This is a genomic window from Chryseobacterium vrystaatense (genome assembly GCF_000737765.1).
Taxonomy (GTDB): Bacteria; Bacteroidota; Bacteroidia; order Flavobacteriales; family Weeksellaceae; genus Chryseobacterium; species Chryseobacterium vrystaatense.
Genome location: NZ_JPRI01000002.1, coordinates 87,108 through 109,995 on the forward strand (window position 1 = coordinate 87,108; position 22,888 = coordinate 109,995).

The 22,888-nt window shown below is 35.9% G+C and carries 20 protein-coding genes and 1 tRNA gene; 15 read left to right on the forward strand and 6 right to left on the reverse strand.

The window, feature by feature from the left end; genetic code table 11:
• Positions 1–113 precede the first annotated feature (113 nt).
• Complete coding sequence (locus IW16_RS05790; protein WP_034740885.1) at positions 114–986, forward strand: ABC transporter ATP-binding protein; 873 nt, start codon at positions 114–116, stop codon at positions 984–986.
• Between the two features lie 2 nt (positions 987–988).
• The gene (locus tag IW16_RS05795) at positions 989–4,156 is read left to right on the forward strand and encodes a M1 family aminopeptidase (RefSeq protein WP_034740888.1); all 3,168 of its coding nucleotides are present in this window, start codon (positions 989–991) and stop codon (positions 4,154–4,156) included.
• 132 nt (positions 4,157–4,288) lie between these two features.
• Here IW16_RS05795 and IW16_RS05800 read toward each other — a convergent pair whose 3' ends face one another.
• Complete coding sequence (locus IW16_RS05800; protein ID WP_034740890.1) at positions 4,289–6,550, reverse strand: polyribonucleotide nucleotidyltransferase; 2,262 nt, start codon at positions 6,548–6,550, stop codon at positions 4,289–4,291.
• A 446-nt stretch (positions 6,551–6,996) separates the two neighbouring features.
• Between IW16_RS05800 and IW16_RS05805 the strand changes: the two genes are divergently transcribed.
• Together IW16_RS05805 and IW16_RS05810 are read left to right on the forward strand one after the other, a co-directional pair.
• On the forward strand, positions 6,997–8,418 hold the full coding sequence (locus IW16_RS05805; protein ID WP_034740893.1) for a sugar MFS transporter: 1,422 nt from the start codon (positions 6,997–6,999) through the stop codon (positions 8,416–8,418).
• Positions 8,419–8,565: 147 nt separating this feature from the next.
• Complete coding sequence (locus IW16_RS05810; RefSeq protein ID WP_034740896.1) at positions 8,566–8,925, forward strand: DUF4260 domain-containing protein; 360 nt, start codon at positions 8,566–8,568, stop codon at positions 8,923–8,925.
• A gap of 55 nt (positions 8,926–8,980) precedes the next feature.
• On the opposite strand, the gene rpsO is transcribed toward IW16_RS05810, so the two are convergent.
• A complete protein-coding gene (gene rpsO / locus IW16_RS05815; RefSeq protein WP_034726714.1) occupies positions 8,981–9,250 on the reverse strand; it encodes a 30S ribosomal protein S15 in 270 nt (89 codons plus the stop codon).
• 174 nt (positions 9,251–9,424) lie between these two features.
• Between rpsO and IW16_RS05820 the strand changes: the two genes are divergently transcribed.
• The 8 genes from IW16_RS05820 to IW16_RS05835 all read left to right on the forward strand — a co-directional run bounded on the left by IW16_RS05820 (position 9,425) and on the right by IW16_RS05835 (position 14,735).
• Complete coding sequence (locus IW16_RS05820) at positions 9,425–9,976, forward strand: hypothetical protein (RefSeq protein WP_034740899.1); 552 nt, start codon at positions 9,425–9,427, stop codon at positions 9,974–9,976.
• Positions 9,977–10,260: 284 nt separating this feature from the next.
• Positions 10,261–10,416, forward strand: a complete 156-nt coding sequence (locus IW16_RS26540) for a hypothetical protein (protein ID WP_165571961.1) — start codon at positions 10,261–10,263, stop codon at positions 10,414–10,416.
• Between the two features lie 169 nt (positions 10,417–10,585).
• The gene (locus IW16_RS27270) at positions 10,586–10,729 is read left to right on the forward strand and encodes a bacteriocin-like protein (RefSeq protein ID WP_449390379.1); all 144 of its coding nucleotides are present in this window, start codon (positions 10,586–10,588) and stop codon (positions 10,727–10,729) included.
• A gap of 32 nt (positions 10,730–10,761) precedes the next feature.
• Positions 10,762–10,902: a bacteriocin-like protein gene (locus IW16_RS26545; RefSeq protein WP_165571962.1), complete on the forward strand. Its 141-nt coding sequence runs from the start codon at positions 10,762–10,764 to the stop codon at positions 10,900–10,902.
• Between the two features lie 30 nt (positions 10,903–10,932).
• Positions 10,933–11,100, forward strand: coding sequence for a bacteriocin-like protein (locus IW16_RS26550; RefSeq protein WP_165571963.1), 168 nt, complete (start codon positions 10,933–10,935; stop codon positions 11,098–11,100).
• A 173-nt stretch (positions 11,101–11,273) separates the two neighbouring features.
• Entirely contained in the window at positions 11,274–12,596 is a 1,323-nt protein-coding gene (gene mgtE, locus IW16_RS05825) for a magnesium transporter (protein ID WP_034740902.1), read from the forward strand.
• 183 nt (positions 12,597–12,779) lie between these two features.
• Positions 12,780–13,943: an acyltransferase family protein gene (locus tag IW16_RS05830; RefSeq protein WP_034740906.1), complete on the forward strand. Its 1,164-nt coding sequence runs from the start codon at positions 12,780–12,782 to the stop codon at positions 13,941–13,943.
• A 54-nt stretch (positions 13,944–13,997) separates the two neighbouring features.
• On the forward strand, positions 13,998–14,735 hold the full coding sequence (locus IW16_RS05835; protein WP_034740909.1) for an ABC transporter substrate-binding protein: 738 nt from the start codon (positions 13,998–14,000) through the stop codon (positions 14,733–14,735).
• A 267-nt stretch (positions 14,736–15,002) separates the two neighbouring features.
• On the opposite strand, the gene IW16_RS05840 is transcribed toward IW16_RS05835, so the two are convergent.
• Positions 15,003–15,452, reverse strand: a complete 450-nt coding sequence (locus IW16_RS05840) for a GAF domain-containing protein (RefSeq protein WP_034740913.1) — start codon at positions 15,450–15,452, stop codon at positions 15,003–15,005.
• Positions 15,453–15,465: 13 nt separating this feature from the next.
• Positions 15,466–16,893: a nicotinate-nucleotide adenylyltransferase gene (locus IW16_RS05845; RefSeq protein ID WP_034740916.1), complete on the reverse strand. Its 1,428-nt coding sequence runs from the start codon at positions 16,891–16,893 to the stop codon at positions 15,466–15,468.
• 54 nt (positions 16,894–16,947) lie between these two features.
• Between IW16_RS05845 and IW16_RS05850 the strand changes: the two genes are divergently transcribed.
• From IW16_RS05850 to IW16_RS05860, 3 genes are all read left to right on the forward strand, one after another.
• Positions 16,948–17,715, forward strand: a complete 768-nt coding sequence (locus IW16_RS05850; RefSeq protein WP_034740919.1) for an MBL fold metallo-hydrolase — start codon at positions 16,948–16,950, stop codon at positions 17,713–17,715.
• A 68-nt stretch (positions 17,716–17,783) separates the two neighbouring features.
• A tRNA-Leu gene (locus IW16_RS05855) sits at positions 17,784–17,865 on the forward strand.
• A 103-nt stretch (positions 17,866–17,968) separates the two neighbouring features.
• Entirely contained in the window at positions 17,969–19,168 is a 1,200-nt protein-coding gene (locus tag IW16_RS05860) for a site-specific integrase (protein ID WP_034740922.1), read from the forward strand.
• Here the strand turns inward: IW16_RS05860 and IW16_RS05865 are convergent.
• Entirely contained in the window at positions 19,149–20,993 is a 1,845-nt protein-coding gene (locus IW16_RS05865; protein WP_034740924.1) for a hypothetical protein, read from the reverse strand. The two genes, IW16_RS05860 and IW16_RS05865, sit on opposite strands and share 20 nt — an antisense overlap.
• Positions 20,993–22,888: a hypothetical protein gene (locus tag IW16_RS05870; RefSeq protein ID WP_131327843.1), complete on the reverse strand. Its 1,896-nt coding sequence runs from the start codon at positions 22,886–22,888 to the stop codon at positions 20,993–20,995. The genes IW16_RS05865 and IW16_RS05870 overlap by 1 nt, the downstream gene beginning before the upstream one ends.

Sequence of the window (22,888 nt, forward strand, 5' to 3'; positions counted from 1 at the left end):
TTGTTTCAGGCTCAAATCTTTTTCTGACGTCTGATATCTGATATCCAAAATCCAACACTTTTTAAGCAACCATAAAGGTCTGCCCTGCCCTCGTATTACCCAAACCTTATCATATGAATACCTTATCTATCAACAATCTCAGCCTTATCTACAAAAATGGCTATCAGGCGGTTAAAGATATATCGCTTGACATCAGCAACGGAATGTTCGGTTTGCTGGGCCCCAATGGTGCCGGAAAATCTTCTTTAATGAAAACTATAGTGGGATTGCAGAAACCTACGTCCGGACATATTATTTTTAATGGAACGGATGTTTCCAAAGATCCTGATTTTATCAAAAAGAACCTCGGGTTTCTTCCACAGGATTTTGGAGTTTACCCTAAAGTTTCGGCGTATGATCTACTGGAACATATCGCAGTACTAAAAGGAATTACAGACCGTAACGAACGTAAAGGTCAGATCCTGAACCTGCTTGAAAAAGTCAATCTTTCGGATTTCAGAAAAAGAGAAGTTCATACTTTTTCAGGAGGGATGAAACAGCGCTTTGGTGTGGCTCAGGCGCTGTTGGGAAATCCTGAGATTATTATTGTAGACGAACCAACTGCTGGTCTTGATCCTGAAGAACGCAACCGCTTCAATTCTCTTCTGAATGATATCAGCAAAGAGGTGATTGTGATCCTTTCAACCCATCTCGTAGAAGATGTCAGAAATCTATGCTCCAAAATGGCCGTTATGAACAAAGGGGAAATCTTGAGGCAGGGGAAACCTGCAGAATTGATTTCAGAACTGAAAGACCGGATCTGGTCAAAACCTATCGATAAAAGCGAACTGGAAAATTATCTTTCCAGTCACGAAATTATCAGCCGTCAGCTGATCGAAAGAGAGCTTCACATTACCGTATTTTCAGAAGTACAACCCACAGATTTTGAAGCTGTAAGCCCTCTTTTGGAACATGTATATTTCCGTACACTCACTCAAAAAATCTAATCATGAACGCCATATTTCTATTCGAAGCCAAACGCAGTATCAAGCACTGGCCAGCTTACCTTATAGCTATGATCTTAGCGGGCATGGGTATTTTTTGCGGCAGTCAGTTCAATCTAACTGCCGGTGAAAGCATCTATCTCAATTCCCCCTATACTATTGGGTTTATGACCGGAATGCTTAGTCTTTCCATCATATTTACTGCTGTTATTTACGCTGTTCAATTGCTTTTTAAAGATCAGGATGCAAAATTTGATCTCGTCCTGTTTTCTTTTCCATTTTCTAAATGGACTTATCTCAGTGGAAAATTCAGCAATTTTTTTTTACAGACTTTCCTTAGCTTCTTCTTTTTAATGGCTGGTTTCCTTGCAGGACAGCTCACACGGACAGGAAGCGAAATGCAGAAGGAGTTCCATATTGGATCCTACCTTTACCCGATGTTTATTTTTGGAGTCATCAACTGTTTTTTTGTATGCGCTTTTCTTTTTCTAATTTCCTTAATATCGAAGAAAAAGCTCTTGACAGTAGTAGGAGGATTATTGCTTTATGTTCTCTATATGGTCATTTTAGTCTTTTCCAATTCTCCTTTTATGGCAGGAAGTTTACCCCAATCCATAGAAACCCAGCAGATTTCCGCGGTTATAGATCCGTTCGGATTATCATCCTTTTTCTTTGAGGCCAGAACATTTTCAGCGCATCAGAAAAATACTTTGTTGATCCCTTTTACCAGATATATACTTCTTAACAGACTTCTTTTTACAGTTACAGCCGGTATATTTCTATTCATTACCTATCGGTTATTTTCTTTTTCATCTCTTTCAAAACAAAAAGCAAAAAAAGCAATCATTAATCAAGAAAGACAAGACACGCCATCACTTACCTACACGATCTCAATGGTCAACTTTGGTAAAAAAAATGCTTTCAAATCTGTAGTCTCTTATGCAAGAATTGATCTGCTTTACCTTTTCAGAAGTATCAGCATTCCAGCAGTTTCTATTCTACTGCTTTTTTTCGTTGGAATGGAAATGTATGCAGAAATTGAAAAAGGCATCCGTCTTCCGCAGAAATACGCAGGCTCAGGTCTCATGGCAATGACTATTTCAGAAAACTTTACTCTTTTTGGACTTCTTCTTGTTGCCTATTTCATGAATGATCTGTATTGGAGAAGCTTGTCCTCAGGCTTTTCTCTGATTGAGGACAGTACCTTCTTTTCAAAAAGCAAAATGTCAGGGCACTTTATTTCTATCTGTATTTTGCTGATCTTTTTTACCGGAATTTTAATCTTGCAGGGAATTGGATTTCAGGCTATGTATCGGTATTTTCATATAGATTGGAATGCTTATCTGGGAGTTTTTCTTTTCAACACTTTTCCATTGATTCTGTTCTCTGGATTGATCCTGCTCATTAATAACAATATCCGAAATAAATTTGTTGCTTTAGGTGTTTCGATTCTTGCTGTATTTCTGCTGGCAGGTCCGGCTTCGGGTAAGATCATTCCTTATCCTTTATTCAGAATATTTTCTGATTTCAAAGGCAGTTACAGTGATTTCAGTGGATATGGTGCCTATGTAAAAGCTTTTACCGAAAGACTTTTATTCGGAACCGGACTGATTTCTTTTCTATGGATGATGAATCGGATCGTCAAAACGAAAAAGTTTCATCTTATCCCGTTTCTCTTTAGCCTGCTTTTACTCATTTCAGGAATTTGGGCAGGAAGATTATTCATGAAAGGATATATGCCGGAAAATGAAGAAAAAGAGCTCACGGCAGCGGTGCAGTATGAAAAGGATTTTAAGAAATATGAGACCCTGCCTCAACCGGACATTACTGAGGTCATCACTGAGGTGCAATTATATCCTTCGGAAAACTCTTATCAAATCACAGGAAAATATGTCCTGACCAATTTTACAGATCAACCTGTTCACAAAATCCTTGTTCATTTTAATCCTGATCTCACAGTAAAATCCTCTGTTTTTACAGCAGGTTCCGAAAAAATAAGACTTAATGAAAATACATCGGAAGTTAAATTAAGGGAACCTCTGCTATCTGGTGAAAGCGCCTATTTTGATTTTAAACTTTCTTACAAATGGTACCCTGTTAACGGACATCAATCCTTCAACGCTATTATAGAAAACGGATCTTTTATGCGTATCAGCAGGTATTATCCGGTGATCGGATATCAGAAAGACGAAGAAGTTGAGGATGAAAAGCAAAGAGAACAACATCAGCTCGGAAAACGTTTACCTCTCAAAAAGCCGGAAGCTCCGGAAGTCTTTAAAAAGGATTTTGTGAATTTAGACATGACCGTTTCCACAGAAGCCAGACAAACTCCTATAGGTACAGGAGATCTGGTCAAAAAATGGGCAAAATCCGGACGGAATTATTTTCAGTATAAGGCTCAAAGCATTCCATTCCGGTTTGCGGTCTCATCAGCAGATTATCAGATGAAAAGTTTTTTATATAAAGGTATTGAAGTGAATATCTTCTATCACGAAAAGCACTTCGAAAACGTCAACCATCTCCTTGAAAATGCAAAAATCACTTTAGATTACTGCATTAATAATTTTGGAAAATATCCTTTTAAAACGGTAAATTTTGCTGAAATTTCATCTTTCACCAAAGGATTTGCAGCCACCGCTTATCCTTCTGTGATTTTTATGCCGGAGGACATGGTTTTTCACGCCAATATTCATGCGGATAAGGAACAGGACGTGATTAATGAACTCGCGGGACATGAACTTTCCCATTTATGGTGGGGAAACAGTCAGATCGATCCGGATGATAGGGAGGGCAATGTAATGCTTACAGAAACCCTGGCCATGTATACGGAAATGATGCTTTACAAAAAAATGCACGGCTACGAAAAAATGAAGGAAAGAATAAAGGTGCATCAGCAAATTTATGACAACGAGAAGGGACTCTCTGAAGACGTACCTGTTTATAGGGCAACGGGTGATTCTCCCCATATCGCCTATTCAAAAGGAGCCGTGGCTATGGTTAAATTAAGTGAATTGCTTGGAGAAGAAAAAGTGAATAAAGCATTGAAAAATTTCCTTGAGAACAATCATTATCCCAAGAAACCGTCTTCTCTGGATCTCCTTAATGAATTTTATAAAGTATGTCCTGATACAGCTGCGAGAAAACAGGTTGATAAGTTATTTAAAACCCTATAGCCGCCTTTCTAAAATTGATTATAACAATTTTATCAAGCTAAACTTTACATCTTCCCAAACACTAAGGATCTCATGATGACCAAAAAAAATCCCTCAAATTGAGGGATTTCATTTATATATAAGATTTAAATCTTAAGCTTCAGATGAAGGATTCTGATTCTCTCTCGGAGCTTGCCCTTCAGGTCTTCTTTCACCTTCCGGTCTGTCCTGTCTTTCTGGTCTTCTGTCACCTTGAGGTCTGTCCTGCCCTTCAGGTCTTGGTTTAGACTCAGGTCTTGCAGGTCTTGGTAAAAGAACTTTTCTTGAAAGTTTCATTTTCTTACGGTCATCGTAACCCATGAACTTCACTTCTACTTCATCACCTTCTGCATAAGGAACTTTGTCAAGACGAGCCCATTCGATTTCAGAGATATGAAGAAGTCCTTCAGTACCTTTCGCGATGGCCACGAAAGCTCCGAAATCCATTACTTTCACTACTTTACCGTTGTACACTTCTCCTACTACAGGAACGAAAGTGATTTCATTGATCTTCGCAATAGCAGCGTTGATCTTCTCTCTGTCTTTTCCTGCAATTTCGATACGTCCGATTTCTCCTACTTCTTCAATAGCGATAACCGTATCTGTATCTTTCTGCATTTGCTGAATGATTTTTCCTCCAGGTCCGATTACAGCACCAATGAAGTCTTTTGAGATCTCCATTACTACCATTTTCGGAGCGTGTGGCTTCACATCTGCTCTTGGCTCGGAAATAGTTTCCGTGATTTTGTTTAAGATATGTAATCTTCCGTCTCTTGCCTGCATCAAAGCTTTTTCCATGATATCCATAGAAAGTCCCTGGATTTTGATATCCATCTGACAAGCTGTGATACCGTCTGCAGTACCTGTTACTTTAAAGTCCATATCTCCAAGGTGATCTTCATCTCCCAAGATATCAGAAAGCACCGTGAATTTACCTGATTTTGTATCTGTGATCAGACCCATTGCAATCCCGGAAACCGGTTTTGTAATCTGTACCCCTGCATCCATTAACGCCAATGTTCCTGCACAAACTGTTGCCATTGAAGACGAACCGTTTGATTCAAGGATATCAGAAACAATTCTGATGGTGTAAGGATTTTCTGCAGGAATAACTGCCTGTAATGCTCTTTGAGCTAAGTTTCCATGTCCTACCTCTCTTCTTGAAGTTCCTCTTAAAGGTCTTGCTTCACCTGTTGAGAATGGAGGGAAGTTATAGTGTAGGAAGAATTTCTCGTCGTGTTGAGAGATAACGCTGTCTACCATATTAGCATCTTTTACAGATCCTAATGTTACTGCAGTAAGAGACTGAGTTTCACCTCTTGTAAACACAGCAGAACCGTGAGCTCCCGGAAGGTAGTCAATTTCTGACCAGATCGGACGGATCGTTTGAGGATCACGGCCATCAAGACGGATATTGTCTTCAAGGATCATCTGACGCATTGCTTCTTTCTCTACATCATGATAATATACTTTTACGAATGGCGTTACTCTTTCCAATTCTTCTGCGTTATCAACATACTGAGCTAAAAATTCTTCACGTACCGCTTTGAATTTTTCTCCTCTCTCATCTTTACCAGATGGAGTTCTTGCTACTTCGTATACTTTATCGTAAGTTTCTTTCCAAACTTTTTCACGAATAGCTTCGTCGTGATTTTCGTGAGAATATTCTCTCTTTGGTAAAGATTTTCCTACTTTTTCAGCTAATCTTTCCTGAGCTTCGATTTGTTTTTTAATTTCAGCATGACCGAAGATAATTGCTTCCAGCATTTCCTGCTCAGAAATTTCCTTCATCTCCCCTTCTACCATTACGATGGAGTCTTTAGTAGCTCCAACCATGATATCCAATTCTGAAACTTTAAGATCTTCATAGCTTGGGTTAACGCAAAGTTTGCCATCAAATCTTGCTACTCTTACTTCAGACATTGGTCCGTTGAAAGGAATATCAGTAATAGCAATCGCAGCAGAAGCCGCTAAACCAGCTAAATCATCAGGAATAGAAATTCCGTCGTAAGATATTAAAGAGATCATTACCTGAACTTCAGCATGAAAATCTTCAGGGAAAAGCGGACGTAGAACTCTGTCTACCAAACGCATTGTTAAAATTTCCTGATCGGACGGTCTTGCTTCTCTACGGAAGAAATTTCCAGGAATTCTTCCACCTGCATAGAACTTTTCTCTATAATCTACTGTTAATGGTAAAAAATCTACACCAGGATTTGCTTCTCTATTGGCTACAACAGTTGCTAAAAGCATTGTTCCACCCATTTTAACTACCACAGATCCATCAGCCTGCTTGGCTAACTTCCCCGTTTCAATTGTGATTTCTCTGCCGTCTGCAAGAGTAATCGTTTCTGTAAACGCTTGAGGTACACTCATAAATTTGTCGTCTTGATACTCCGTATTGAGTATGAATTAATATTTAAACTCTTTAAATTTTCGTGTGCAAAGGTAATGTATAATAATGAAATATTAAATTTTCAGTCTCAGAAATAGCAAATTTCATGGTAAGATTTTACCCGTATATTTCAGGAAAGTTGTATGAATTACTCACAGAATGTTTAACTTATTCATCACATTCTCTCAATAAAAAGAATTTTTCCAAAGAAAACTGATTAAAGAATCAAGCCATTTTCGTATTATTGTCTCAAAAAAAGTAAATAATGTTTTTACATTTCTAAAGACGCCTTATTTACAACAATAAATACTTGAAAAGTTGCAGAAAAACAGGCTACTGCCTTCTATTTGCCACGCTTCTCAAACTATATGCAGCAGATAAAACAACTGAAAGAGCTTAACAATTCTTTTCAAATAAATAAATGTTTATGATCAATAAAGAAGTGAAAACACAGAGCAGAAACTATACGATCCCATTAATCACGATCACCCTGCTCTTTTTTATGTGGGGATTCATCACCTGTATGAATGATATTCTGATCCCCTATCTGAAACAACTTTTCAAGCTTACCTTTTTCGAATCCATGCTGGTACAGTTCTGTTTTTTCGGGGCGTATTTTATCGGTTCACTTATTTATTTTCTGATCTCTATATCAAAGGGAGACCCTATTAATAAGGCCGGTTATAAAAAGGGAATTGTGTTTGGTATTTTTCTCGCAGCTTTTGGCTGTGTCTTATTTTATCCGGCAGCAACCTTTTCTTATTATCCGTTATTTTTAGGGGCTTTGTTTATTCTGGGACTGGGTTTTACGGTCCTTCAGATTACGGCCAATGCTTATGTATCATTACTGGGCAGTGAAGAATCAGCTTCCAGCCGTCTGAATATGACTCAGGCATTCAACGCCTTCGGAACAACGATTGCTCCGGTACTTGGAGGACATCTGATCTTTGAATTTTTCTCGGCCCCGGACGGCTCTTTCAGTGCAGTTGCTACCAGAATTCCCTATCTGATTTTTGCAGGTATCCTTTTATTGGTTGCCTTATTAATTTCAAGAGTAAAACTACCTTCCTTCCAAACTCAGGAAGAAGAGATTGTTACAGGCTGGGGAGCTCTTCAGTTCAGCCATTTGAAATTCGGAGTTTTTGCCATGTTCTGCTATGTAGGTGGAGAAGTTGCTGTAGGAAGTTTCATCATCAGCTTTTTAGAGCAGCCTCAGATTATGGGCTTCAATGAGATCATCAGTAAAAATTACCTTTCCCTTTATTGGGGTGGTGCTATGATCGGACGTTTTCTGGGAGCGATATCTTTAAACCAATCATTAAGTCAGGGCAAAAAAGCGCTTTATATGCTGGGGGCTGCTGCTGCTGTTTTCCTTGTTATTTTCAGTATTGTAGATCTGAGCTTTTCACAGATCAGCTTTTTCATTGTCTTCATCATACTTAATTTTGTAGCATTCTTTATCGGTAAGGCAGCTCCTGCAAGGACTTTATCGATTTTTGCAGCCATCAATGTTCTGCTTCTTATCTCTGCAATGGTGAATCATGGTGAACTGGCGATGTACAGCATTTTAGGAATCGGAATCTTTAACTCCATCATGTTCTCCAATATCTATACTTTGGCCATCTCAGGTTTAGGCAAGTATACCAGTCAGGGATCTTCTCTGGTGGTTATGGCTATTCTGGGAGGTGCTATCGTTCCTATTTTCCAGGGATTTCTTGCAGATCAGTTTGGCGTACAGCATTCTTTTATTATTCCTGTATTCTGTTATCTGGTGATTCTTATCTTTGGTGCTTACTGCACTAAGTATTTAGGACATGTAGAAAGTACTGAATCTAAATCAGGGCACTAAAACCTGCATAAAAGTAAACTAAAAGAAGTTTTTTCCAAGAACAGATTCTTTTTAATCAATAATATAAAGTGGGATGTTTGAAAAAGCATCTCACTTTTTTGTTATATTTAAGACTTAGTTTTTGCCTTAAGTAAGATTATTATTTTTATGAAGCTTCAATTAAAACTGGAATATTTTGCCTTTTTGGTGCTGGGAATCTTGGCATTTAACCGTACAGAGCTTTCATGGTGGTGGTTTGCAGGACTTTTTTTAACACCTGACATTTCTATGCTTGGATATGCTGTCAATAATAAAACAGGGGCTTTTTTCTACAATCTGTTTCATCATCTTGGACTGGCGGTTGTTATCTATCTTGCCGGAAGCGCACTAACTCTACCTTACTTGCAGATGGCAGGAGCCATTTTGTTTTCACATTCAGCATTTGACAGAATATTGGGGTACGGACTCAAATATCCGGATAGTTTTCAGAATACGCATCTTGGGAGAATTGGAAAAGACAGGAAATAATAAACAAAAAAAGCAACCTCTTTCGAAGTTGCTTTTATTTGAAAATCTTTGTAGATTATTTTCTTAAACCTAGTTCAGCAATAATTGCTCTATATCTTGCGATATCTTTGTTTTTAAGGTAATCTAGTAAACTTTTTCTCTTACCTACCAATTTCACTAGAGATCTCTCTGTGTTGAAATCGTGACGGTTAGCCTTTAGGTGTTGAGATAAGTGATTGATTCTGAAAGTGAAAAGAGCGATTTGTCCTTCAGCACTTCCTGTGTCTGTTGCAGATTTTCCATGTTTTGAGAAAATTTCCTGCTTTTTTTCTGTTGTTAAGTACATTCCAATATTGTTTAATGATTATTATGTAACGGGTGCAAAATTACAACTATTTTTCAATTCAGCAAAACATTATTGATTTCATGTATCAAAATTGATAGAAAAAAATGTTAAAAATTTCTTAATAAATTGTATGTCATCCAATGAAAAGGCAGTAATTTTGCATACGAATTACAAATGAGAAAAATTATATTCTTTACAGCAGTCAGCACTTTTTTACTTGTAGGTGTTATTTCGGTGAAAGCACAGAAAAATACAGACCATAAAGTAAAAAAAATCCTATACTTCAATCCTGAGGTTGAACCTGATATTGAAGAAATTAAAGAACCCACCAACCTTGCTTTTTTCAGTGCGGTTTCTGATAATTTTAGCGGAAGAAAAAATAAAATTCTCAGAGCTGAAGTGCAGATTCCTTTTGACAGTATAGAAAAACGGACCATTACTGATTATTGTGTTAATAATGATGCTGATTTTGCCGTTGTTCCCAAGGTAAGGTATTTCAAAGTAGGAATCGGAAAGTATGTGTTTTCCAACCAGGTGGTGGTAAGCATGAAGCTCTTTGATGCCGAAGGAAATCTTGTCACCGAATCAGATTATGATACGTACCGCAAAAATATGCGCCTTTTAGGTTCTACTGAGAACTCTATTAAAATAGGAACAGACGGTGCAATAAAGGGTATTCTGAAAAAGCTGAGGAAACTTAAATCTTTTGCTGGCGCTGAACTTTAAAAGGGAATAGTCAATTCTGCTTCACAAGTCGATAGTCAATTGATATGTGCCGGAACATCTATTATTCACTCCCAATCTTTATTTTCAGATATGAATTCTCTCAGTTCAGATCTGATGGTCGATGGTCAGTTATTTTCTATTGGGACCATTTGCCGATAACAATACGTTATTCACTTTTTCATATGTTTTTGATCCATTCATAGACTTTACCAGGCAAACCGCCCCTAAATATTCAATAACCTACTGTTTTTCTTTAATTTAGATATATATTAAATCTAAATCATATGAAAAATTCAAATTTAAAAAAGCTAAGCAGAAATGGTCAGAAAGAAATCCTTGGAAATGGTCCATGGTTTAAAAAGTGCAACTACTCATTCGAATGTCCGGGTGGAGCATGCTGTCAGAATACATGCGTTTACAGTCCATGTCCGGAAGTATAATTTTTTTTTAATCTTGAAATATATTTGACACTTGTTTAGGCAGGTGTCTTTTTTTTATAAAACTGAAAAATACTCCGAACATACTGACTGTTAGTTAAATATTTTCATCACATGGTGAATAATTAAATATTTTTTACTATTTTAGTATGACAAATTAAAACTTATTAATATGAAAAATTTAAAGAAGCTCAACAGAGAGCAGCAAAGAAAAATTAACGGAGGGGATTTCAGGAGATGCAGTGCAACCAGACCATGCACTATCGGATGGTGTTGTGATGGAACCTGCAGTCCATATGCATGTATTGAAAATTAAGGATCTTTTATTTAATACCTAAACTGATTGATATGAAAAATATTAAGAAGCTCAACAGAAAGCAGCAAAAACAGATCAATGGTGGAGCGATCAACAAATGCAGTGAAACCAGACCATGTTTTATAGGTTACTGCTGCCAGGGTGCCTGTATGGAACACATTTGTATGGAATAAACAGATTTTTATTAATATTAAACTATTGATATGAAAAACCTTAAGAAACTTACAAGAAAAGAGCAGCAGAAAATCAACGGTGGCGGACCGATCAGAAAATGTCATGATCACCCTGAGTGCGGCTACCAGGAATGCTGTGAAGGAGGCATGTGCAGGCCTTCCCTGTTTTATCCTATGTGCGGACCTATTCTAGAATAATATAGGTATTTATGAATTTTAAATTTAATTTTTTAACATCTGCTCCGGCAGATGTTTTTCTATGTCAGAGGCTCTACAGCCTGGTTTATACTTTAATTAATTCTTAATTGTGACGGTTTCTTTTTTAGTCTTAAATTTTTGAATTATTTTTGCATATCCAAAAAATTCACGTTTTGAATTCCAGAGACGAACTTATCTTTAATCCCGCCGATATTGCCGAAACTCTTAGCAGCCTTCCTGCTGACGAGAGGCTTCTGGCGTTTTTAAAAGTTCCGAAAGAATACAAAGCGGAAGTTTTCTCCCATCTTGACCCTGATTTCCAGGAGGATACCATTAGAAGTATCGGAAGCGAAGAAGTTTCTGAGATCCTAAACGGCATGACACCGGATGACAGAACAGCTCTTTTTGAGGACTTTCCTGATGAGCTGATCAAGTATTCCATCAATCATCTTAATCCACAGGAAAGAAGGATTGCACTGAAGCTTCTGGGCTACAATTCTGATTCTATTGCGCGTCTGATGACGCCTTACTATATACAGATCCGTAAAGAATGGACCGTAAAAAGGTGTCTTCAGCAGATCAAAAAGGTAGGAAAGAGAGTGGAAACGATGAACCACCTTTATGTGGTGGATGAAAGAAACCGTCTGATTGATGATATTGCCCTTGGAAGTCTTCTTTTGGCCGAAGAGGATACTTTGATTTCAGACATGACCGATAATCATTTCGTGGCAATAACAACCGTGACTTCAAAAGAAGATGCGGTAACCTATTTCGAAAAATATGACAGAACTGCCCTTCCTATTATCACAGAAGCAGGTGTTCTGGTAGGTATTGTAACCATTGATGACATCCTCGACCAGATCGAACAGCAGAATACAGAAGATATTCAGAAATTCGGGGGATTGGAAGCATTAGATGATCCTTATACACAGACTTCTTTACTTGAAATGATCAAAAAGAGAGGAACCTGGCTGATCATTCTTTTCTTCTCAGAAATGCTGACCGCTTCTGCGATGGGGTATTTCGAAGATGAGATTCAAAAAGCCGTAGTTCTTGCTTTATTTGTACCTCTTATTATTTCCAGTGGAGGAAACTCAGGTTCTCAGGCTGCAACCCTTATAATCAGGGCTATGGCCCTTCAGGAAATTGGTCTTAAAGACTGGTGGTATGTCATGAAAAAGGAAATCTTTACCGGACTTGCTCTCGGCAGCATTCTTGGAGTTATTGGTTTCTTAAGAATTATGGTCTGGCATGAAGCAGGTTTCTTCAATTATGGAATGTACTGGCCTTATGTAGGCCTAAGCGTCGGGGTTTCCCTCGTTATGATCGTTCTTTGGGGAACACTTTCCGGATCTATGGTTCCTTTTATTCTAAAAAGGCTCAACCTTGACCCTGCTACTTCTTCTGCTCCATTTGTAGCTACTCTGGTAGATGTTACCGGTCTTATTATTTACTTTTCCGTGGCAGGACTTTTCCTGACAGGAAAACTACTATAATTATTTCGCGGGCAAATAATTCACATTACAACCAGAGAATCGATTAATATTATTCGTTATATTAATTTAAAATAAGACCAATAATCACATAAAACATTATATTTAAAAAAAAACACACCATTCTATTTAAAATAATTTCATTTCATTTGTGGAAAATTTATTAACCCTCTACAAACACAAATCTTGAAAACATTTTTAAATAGAATCACACTTGATGATTTTTATTCCTTATTTAACGCAGAATTAAGCCAAAACAGGATTTTCGGTCTGGATTTATTAAGATTCTTTGCAATAACAACAGTTATTATCAGCCATGGCCGTAATATGTTTCCAAAAAAAATCACTGAATTTCATGAATATATCACTTTTGATGGTGTTACTATTTTTTTTGTTTTAAGTGGCTTTTTAATAGGCAATATTTTAATTAAGCAAATAGAAAATAATAAACCCAGCTTTTCTCTGCTGTTGGATTTTTGGATAAGGAGGTGGTTCCGAACTGTACCCACTTATTTTTTGGTTTTATCAATTATTGCCATGCTCTGCTATATCCAGTATCCTTCATTTACCTTTTCAATCATCGCTCCTTATTACATTTTCTGTCAGAATCTATTTTATCCTACCCCTCCCTATTTCCCTGAATCCTGGAGTTTAAGTGTGGAAGAATGGTTTTATTTACTGATTCCTTTTTTAATTTTTTTCACGAGCATCATTTTTAAAGTGAAAGCTAAGATAGCTGTTCTAGTTACCGTTCTTATTGTATTGCTATCTGTAAGTCTTTTGAAATACGATATTTATGCCAGCAATGATCTCGATAAAGCAGCAACATTTGGTCATGAGGTAATTTTCAGATTAGACAGCATCGTATTCGGTGTTATAGCTGCCTGCATTCATTACTATTATCCCAGGTATTGGAGTGCAGCTCCTTTTCCATTATTTATTTCAGGCATTTTCATTTTCTTATATCAAAAATTTTCATTCACAGAAATATCTGATTTCAATCGTTTCTATAGGATTGTTTTAGAATATAGCCTGACATCTTTTGCCACATTACTGCTACTTCCTTTCCTTTCCAGTCTAAAGAAAACAAAGTATAAAATCGGAAAATTGATTACCATAATAAGTCTACTTTCCTATTCCATGTATCTGATTCATCTGACTTTGGTTGCAGGTTTTATTTTAGGCAATATTCCCTGGACCTATTTTACAAAGAATTACAATATTATACTACCTGTTTCCTATTTTTTATATTGGGCACTTACTATTCTGCTTTCTATTTTAATCTATAAGTTTTATGAAAAACCATTAACCAATCTTCGGGAAAAATTCCATTTGGCTAAAAAAAGATGATATATTTTCATACTGACATTGAAATATATATCCTTATATTATTAAATTTAGCCTATGAAAGTTATTTCTCTAGTCCCCTCTATCACAGAAGCATTATTTGACCTTGGCCTCACTGAAAATGAAATTATCGGAAGAACTAAATTCTGTATCCATCCCGAAGACAAAATAAAAAACGTCCCGGTTATTGGCGGTACAAAGAATATCAATATTGATAAGATCAGGGCAATGAAACCGGATCTCATTCTCGCCAACAAAGAGGAAAACGTCAAAGAACAGGTGGAAGCATTAATGGAAGATTTTAAAGTCCTCTTGACCAATGTTGAAAACATTGAAGACAATTACTACCTTCTTAAAACGCTCGGAAATCTGTTTAACAAGGAAGAAAGAGCACAACAGTTCAATCTCAAGATTTATGATGTTCTGGAACAGGCTAAACTGTCTTTTCCGGTAAAAACCGCTTACCTCATCTGGAAGAATCCTTATATGACCATCGGTTCTGACACTTTTATTCATAAGATCCTGTCTGAAATAGGATTTGAAAATATTTTTAAAGATAAAACCCGTTATCCTCAAATTCAGATGGAAGATCTTGCTGATGCAGATGTTATTATGCTTTCTTCCGAACCCTTCCCTTTTAAAGAAAAACATATTGAGGAAATGAAGTTGTCTTATCCTGATAAAAAGATCATGATCGTAGATGGAGAGGCATTTTCATGGTATGGTACCCATATCGCAAAGTGCGAGAACTACTTTAAAGAATTACTGGCAGAGATACACCTGATGGAAATTTGATTTTTTCAATCCAAAAAGATATCACGTTTGTACACTTAAGTTCATTTTAGGTTAAAATCCTTCTGTATAAGTACATTTACATGATTGAAAAACTGCGAATTTCATACATGAATAATAGTAAAGTTGGAGACTTGATATTCCCTTCAGCAGTTAAGTATACTTATGACTTCATCTTCTATCAATCCCCCAAAATCTATACGTTTGAACAAAAAAAAGCCCCAATCTTAAGATCGGAGCTGATATTTTTTATGTCTACTGAAATTCCAATTACAAAATCTTGGAAACTTCATTACAAACCCATTCCAAAAGTTCACGGTCTTCCGCTTTAAAGGGATCTACCGTATGGGAATCAATATCGATCTGCCCGACATTCTGTCCATCTTTAAAGATCGGAACTACAATTTCTGCTTTGGTATCAATAGAACAGCTTAAATAATTACTTTCCTGATGAACATCCGGAACTACGAATGTCTCATTGGAAACGGCAACCTGACCACAGATTCCTTTTCCGTAAGGAATGATGGTATGATCGGTAGGAGCTCCTACGTAAGGTCCTAATTTCAACTCATCTTTATCTCCATTTTTAAAGTAGAATCCTGTCCAGTTGAAATAAGAAATTTCCTGATCCAACAGGTGACATACTTTCTGAAGTTTTTCTTCTGTATTATGTTTTGGGCTTTCTAGAATGGAAGAAAGTCTTTTCTTTAATTCTGACATTTTATTTTGTTTTTTAGGAGAATTGTTTGAAGGAAAGTTCTTCTTTATAGCCGAACATTCCACGCTCTTTTATCATTTCTGCAACACCTTCAGGAACCTGGTTTTCCCATCCTTTAATGCAACATGCAATTTTTCTTAGTATTTCTCTTGAATAAATTTCCAGAAACTCCGGATTATGATTGGTTATATCAACAATACGGTTGTTGTGTTTAAAGTATTTATAAAGTTCTTTCAGATTTTCTTCCACTTTAAGATTGGAAGAATCCAGTAATTCATGAGTTTCAGGATCTTTGTAAGGGTAAAGATACACTCTCATTCCGTTTCTGAAGAATTTTCCGAATGCCTCAAGAATTCCTCCGGAAAGATCTTTGTAGTACTTTTCATCAAATACCATCAACAGGTTATTTACTCCCATGGCAACACCAATATCTCCGGTTGTGTAAGAAGCAAAATAATCGATCAGTCTGTAGTATTCTGAGAAGTTCGAAATAATAACGGTATAGCCAAGTCTTCCCAGGATATCTACCCTGTCCATAAAGTCTCTTTCGTCAATATCTCCGTCTGCCCTAAGGTTGGAAATCGTAATCTCGATCAGAACTTCTGTTTCTTCATGGGTACAGATGGCGTCCTTTTGAAACATCTCAAGACCGTTCTTAAGCATATCAATGTTCACTTTGGTTACCGGTCTGAAACTTCCTCTTACCGCAAAAATATTCTTCTTGTACAGCACATCAGCAGGAAGCATATTGCTTCCCTGAGAATTGAAGATCACCGCATCCGTCATTCCGTTTTTCACAAGCTGCAGAGACATCAGTCGATTGTCTACATAGTCAAAAGCAGGGCCGCTGAAGTCGATCATATCAATTTCAAGACCGTCTTTTGCGATATCATCGTATAAAGATTCGATTAAATTTCTTGGATTGTCGTAATAATGGAAAGCTCCAAAGATCAGATTTACCCCAAGATTCCCTAAAGTTTCCTGCTGTAAAGTAGCATCATTCTCATTAAATTTTACGTGGATAACGATCTCATTGTAATTTTCATTTTCTTTGGTCTGAAAACGGATTCCTACCCAGCCGTGGCCTTTGAGCGTTTTGTCGAAATTAATCGTTGTTACGGTATTCGCATAAGAGAAAAACTTTCTGTTGGGATTGTTTTCTCTTGAAATCCTCTCTTCAATCAGTGCCACTTCATAACGAAGCATTTTACGGAGTCGGTTTTGGGTAACATATCTGTTTTTCACCTCTTTCCCGTAGATGGCATCACTAAAATCTTTGTCGTAAGCAGACATCGCCTTAGCAATTGTACCGGAAGCCCCTCCTGCTCTAAAAAAGTGACGAACAGTCTCCTGCCCTGCTCCAATTTCCGCGAAAGTACCATAAATAGTAGGATCTAGATTAATTGTTAATGCTTTTTGTTTAGGAGTTAGTTTCTGATACATTAGGACGTAAAATTTTTCGTAAATTTACCAAAATTAAACCAACCTCAAAAGAAAATGAAGTTGAAATTTTTAGGAACTGGTACTTCCCAAGGTGTACCCGTTATAGGCTGTACATGTGAAGTATGTACTTCCGAAAATCCCAAAGACAAACGTTTCCGCTCCTCAGTAATGATTACTACAGAGGAAAGTAGAAAAATACTGATCGACTGCGGACCGGATTTCAGAGAGCAGATGCTTCTCAATCACGAAAACAGCGTAGATATTGCACTTCTAACGCACGAACACAATGACCATGTGATCGGGCTTGATGATATGCGCCCTTTGATTTTTAAAAGCGGAAAAAACATGCCGCTCTATTGCTACAAAAGGGTTGGACATGAGATCAAAAAACGTTTTCCTTACGCCTTTGCTGACGTAAGGTATCCAGGAGCTCCGGCTTTTGATCTTCATGAAATTGAAAATAAACCGTTCCAGGTTTTAGATACGGAGATTACTCCGATTGAAGTGATTCACTATGAGATTACCGTATTCGGATATAAGTTTAAAAATCTTGCCTATATCACCGATGCCAATTTTATTTCCGACACGGAAAAAGAAAAATTACAGAATCTGGATGTGCTGGTTTTAAACTGCATCAGGAAATTTGATCCGCATCCTGCACATTTTGTTCTTCCGGACGTTATCGCCCTGTTTAAAGAGCTTCAGCCTAAAAAATTATTTTTAACCCACATCAGCCACCATCTGGGACTGCATGATATTGAAGATAAGGATCTTCCGGAAGGAATGCATCTGGCTTACGATGGTTTGGAAATAGAATTCTAAAATTTTTCTCTCAAAAAGCTTTTGAACATTAAAAAAAGTTTATATATTTGCACACCGATTTAAAACAAGCCCAGTTGGCGGAATTGGTAGACGCGCTAGACTCAAACTCTAGTATCGAAAGATGTACCAGTTCGATTCTGGTACTGGGTACAAAAAGAAAAATTTACAATTAAAAGGCAATTTATACAATTGCCTTTTTCCGTTTTATGTATATGGTTTTTAGTCTTTTAACACTAAAATTAAACTTTAAACTATGCATTTACAATCTTCACTCCAGAACGCCTTTGACACAAGAAGAGACACAAAAAAAATCTTCGTGGCTATGACACACAAGTTCTCAATTCGTTCCGACAAAAATAAGGACGGAAAATCTTTAGTTTTTCTAATAATAAGATCCGGAAAAGCAAAAACTACTATGAACCTTGATATCAGGATTGAACATAAATTCTGGGATAACATTAAAGGCAGAGTAAAAAAATCAGATAATTTTGAAAATTTCAATATAATACTTGATACCATTGATGCCAAGATTATAACAATAAAAAGAGATTTCTTAATCATGGAGAAAGTCTTGTCCCCTGAATTATTAGTAGAACACATTAATAATAGTACTCCTAATTTAGATTTTATTTCATTTTGTACCTACCATAGTGAAAATGGGAATTACAAACCAAATACTTTAAAAGCCCATAAAACAGCAATCAAAAAATTAAAAGAATACCGAAGAGAAATTCCCTTCTCAATGCTTTCATTAGACTTTTTCGAGAAATACAGGAAGTATCTTTTAGAAAAAAAAGGAAATAAACACCCTACTTGTTTCACAGATTTTAAAATAATAAAAAAATTCATTAACCTGGCTGATGATCATGGAATAAAATTGCCTTTTAATAAAAACAAATTCATTGTAGTGGAGCCTGCATCCACACCCGTATTTCTAATACCTGGAGAAATGGAAAGTTTGGTGGAATATTTTTTCAACAAATTTATCTCACCTTCTCACGTTTTACCATTAGGATATTTTTTATTCTGCTGCTATACAGGCATGCGTATTTCCGATGTGCAGAAAATACAACGTTCAGATCTTGAGAATGAAATTTTCAGTTTTAAACATGTTAAAACTGAAAATTTTCAGCAAATGAAAATACATCCAGAATTAAGAAAAATACTTGATCACTGTCCAGACCTTTTTATTAACAGGCTTAGTGAACAGAAAATAAACAGTCATCTAAAATTTGTGGCCAAAGTCTGTAAAATTGAAAAGAATTTAACTACACACGTAGGTAGGCACACTTTTGCAACCACAATACTCCTAAATGATGGCAATGTCGCTAAGCTGCAGAAACTTTTAGGACACTCCAAAATCAGCAATACGATGAGATATACTCACTTGATTGATACAGATGCGATGGACGAAGTTGATAAAATTTCATTTTTTAGTAAACAGTCTCAGTAGTGATATCTATTTCATATGTTCCTTCATTCAAATCTTTAGTCCAACCAGTAATGATATGAATGTTATTGTAACATTTAATGTAGTCACTAATCTTAACCTCAAGATCATCTGCCGGTATCTGGAATTTCCAATTAAACTCACTACCATTCACACGTTGCCTTAGCCACTTTTCCCAATTAGAATAGAATAAATCTGGAAAAGTGGCTTGCGGCTTCGCAATTGCGTTGTTTTGACCAGAATTATCAAGTCCGTTGTAAAAAACCAAAGCTAATACAGAACTGCTGTCTTTTTTTACAGAAGCAGTTAAAGGAGAAAGCTCCTTTCTTTTTTCGACTGGGAGAGGATATCCGTTGATCTCTATTACTGTAGTATTGTCATTTTCTTCCTTATTGATAGTTACTCCATCTTTATCAAAATAAATACTATTAAGTTTAAAATCTTCCAGATCAGTATTCTTTAAAACGTAGGACCGCTTCTGAAGCAAATTCCTTTTCGGAGATTTAATTTCGCTTACTTCAAAATTCTTGATATTGTTCGGTTCTTTATCACCTATCCTGTTCATCGAGATTACATTTTCCTTGATAAAAAATTCATAGTTGAACCAATTTCTTATAATATTAACAAACTCACCCACAGTCATATCAGGAACAGCTCTTTTCAAATCTATTTTATTAGGGTTTTCAACTTCAGCATCATCTGATTGCGACGATGTATTAGAAACTATAGATTTTGATTTTAACTGATATTCTAAAACATTATATCCTTCATTAAATCCTATAACAAATCCTACAATAACAAATGCTAAAGATACATTGTTGACATTAAGATTTAATGAAAATGGAACTGTTACATCTTCATAACTAGAATAAAATTTTTCATGTTGCCATATATTATTACCATTAATCTGTATTACAAATTTCAACATTGTCTGCCCTCTCACTTTTGCATGAAATTTTCCATTGATAAAAATCTGATCATTAAAAGCTAAAGAAATAGTTTCTCTGTAGGTATATCTTGGTAAAATCGCCGGGCCACCTTGAAGGTACAGGGTAACATTTTCGTAACCTTCATAATCATTTACAGTCAAATTACGACTATTTTGAAATTGAGAAACCTTATTAAAATATTCTGTACCCGAAAAAACCCATGCGTTCTCAAACATACTGTCTATTAGGACATCACCTTTCAAAATTAAATTTGCATCTTGAAAACACTTTCTGAGTAGATACAAAAAATGAACACATGGATGAATGATATTTTTGTTAAAAATGTTGCCTGCTGAATCAACTTCATTACGCACCATTTCAAAACCTCCCACATCAAGATCGTTGTAATAACCATTAAAAGCATCCCACATTTTATCATCAGGAGAATATTTTGAAGTATATATTCTCGGAAAATTAAAATTTGTTTGGGGATATTTCTTACCACAGATTTCCTTTGCATAAATATGGATGTCCGAAACATCAAACTGCTCGAGAGACAGCTCAGATAATTTTTTACTCCAATTGGGTAATTCCTCAAAGCCAAAATCAATTTGACCTGTTAAGTATTTACCTTCGATTGACTCAATAATCAGCCTTCCTTCATGTAAATAGTTCTCAAACAGCAAAAACCCCTCAATTTTACTATCTAAACCAAACGTTTCATAACTATCAAAATCACCAAACGAATTGATAAATTCTTCATCCATATAAATCTCAAATGGAAACATGAATTTAGAAAACATCTTATCATTTACTTTGGAATTGCTTTCTTGGACAGAAACCTTTTGTTTGCTGAGATCGAGAATTCTATTACTATTTGTAAAAAACTTTACTTCCATTATTCTACTATTAAAAATTCCAGTTCTTTATTTGCCAGTTCTTCCAATGAATCACGTAATATATGCTTCTGTAAAGTGCTGAAACATCTATAGACCTTATCATTTATTTTGATATAACAAAGCCTACTTTCAATTATTTTTTCAATTAAGCCCAACTCTTCTTTCATAAAGAATCCCGAATTAACAGTCAACATCTTTACTTTACTAAAATCATACTTCTCATTCTGGATGTTAAAAACACTCTTAGCATAAATATGACTGTAATCTGAGGAAATTTTAAATTCCCCTGTGAACGAAAACCATTCAGGGCTAAGGTTATCGTTTTCAAAATGGAGATGCAGAATCTTATTATATTTTGGATATTCATAATACACAACTTTTTTATCACCATACTGGATTGAGTCTATATCATTTGTATCTTCTATTTTTTCGACTATAATATTACCATCAAAAACTTTAGAATTAAAAAAAACAGCGTTAGGATTTCTTTTCCTAAACATGAAATTAGTAAGAAGAGGATATCCTTCCGGTTTTGATCCTGGTAAAAGTTTTATCTCCGGATGAAGTTCTGTGAGCAAAATGTTATAACTAGAGTCTAATTCTTCAGCCTTAAAGCTTACTACTGCATTTTTCATCAACTCAATTTCATTATTCACACTAAAAAAATCCCCTTTAAATCTGGGAAATTGCTTTTGTACTTTTTCACCTATGGCAAAATCGGCCTTATCATTTACGTAAGGAATGATATACTGATTTTCTTTTACCATTTCCACCCCTAATTGATTAAAAACTGCCTTGATAGTTATCTTTACAAATCTTGATGATAAATTCATCTTATTGAAAGTTATTTTAGGTATATCCATACAAAAATTATTTCCCGAAATAGGAAAATTAATGAATGATACCACAGATAGTACCACTTCAATTACTATTTGTTTATTATCATAGTCTACCTTAATTTTTCCAGTATATATACCACTCGAAAGCATAGAAGGAGGAATAGTTGAAACGGTCACATATGTTGAAGCACTCCCACTAACAATAGATGTATTTAACCAACTTGGAGATGAAATTGTAAAACTTTTGTTTTCAGGGTTTGTTAAATAGAAATTTGTAGTAGCGGGCTGGGTATTAGATTTTATTATTGATAAATTAATTGCACTTTTATCTAAAAAAATATCTGCATTTTGACCAATAATTAAATTAATATTCACATCCGTTACACGAGTATTTCCTGACTTGAATAATCCTCCATTTACAATAACACTTCCATGAGATGGTAGATTTGGATCATTCGCCATATTTAATCCTACTAAGTCAAATTTGTTAGTTACACCACTTTTTGATTGAAAATATTGCGCTTCAAATTTTAACTCTACCGGAGTGGTATTATTCAAAACTTTAACCGAAGTTTCCCCTGAGAGTGTTCCCGTCTGTCTATTAAAAAATACATTATACTGGTTTAGTTCAACTTTGATTGAAGCACCACTATTATTAATAGTCAAAGTCACAATGTAGCTAACAAAATCGTACAAATTTTCCAGCCCTTGATATTTCCCATATGCAAAAAACGAAACCTGAGTATTATATATCCCGTTTGGCATTGCTGAGACATTTCCAATATTTACAGAGATGTTCTTAACACCGGTACCACTTGTAGCTATTTCACTGCCAACTACAGAAGCCCCGGAAATAGTTAGCCAAGGTGCAACAGGTTCTATCACATCAACTGAGTAAGTGATTCGTCGATTTGTCACCAAAGAATTATAAGCAAGTGTTAGAGTAAATGCAGAGGCATTAGGCTGCTCTTGTGAAGCATCCCAACTTAAATTTTGTCCATAGTTGCTTAACATCAGTTGAAAATAAGGGCCTGTCCCTCCCTCCGGATCGATCAT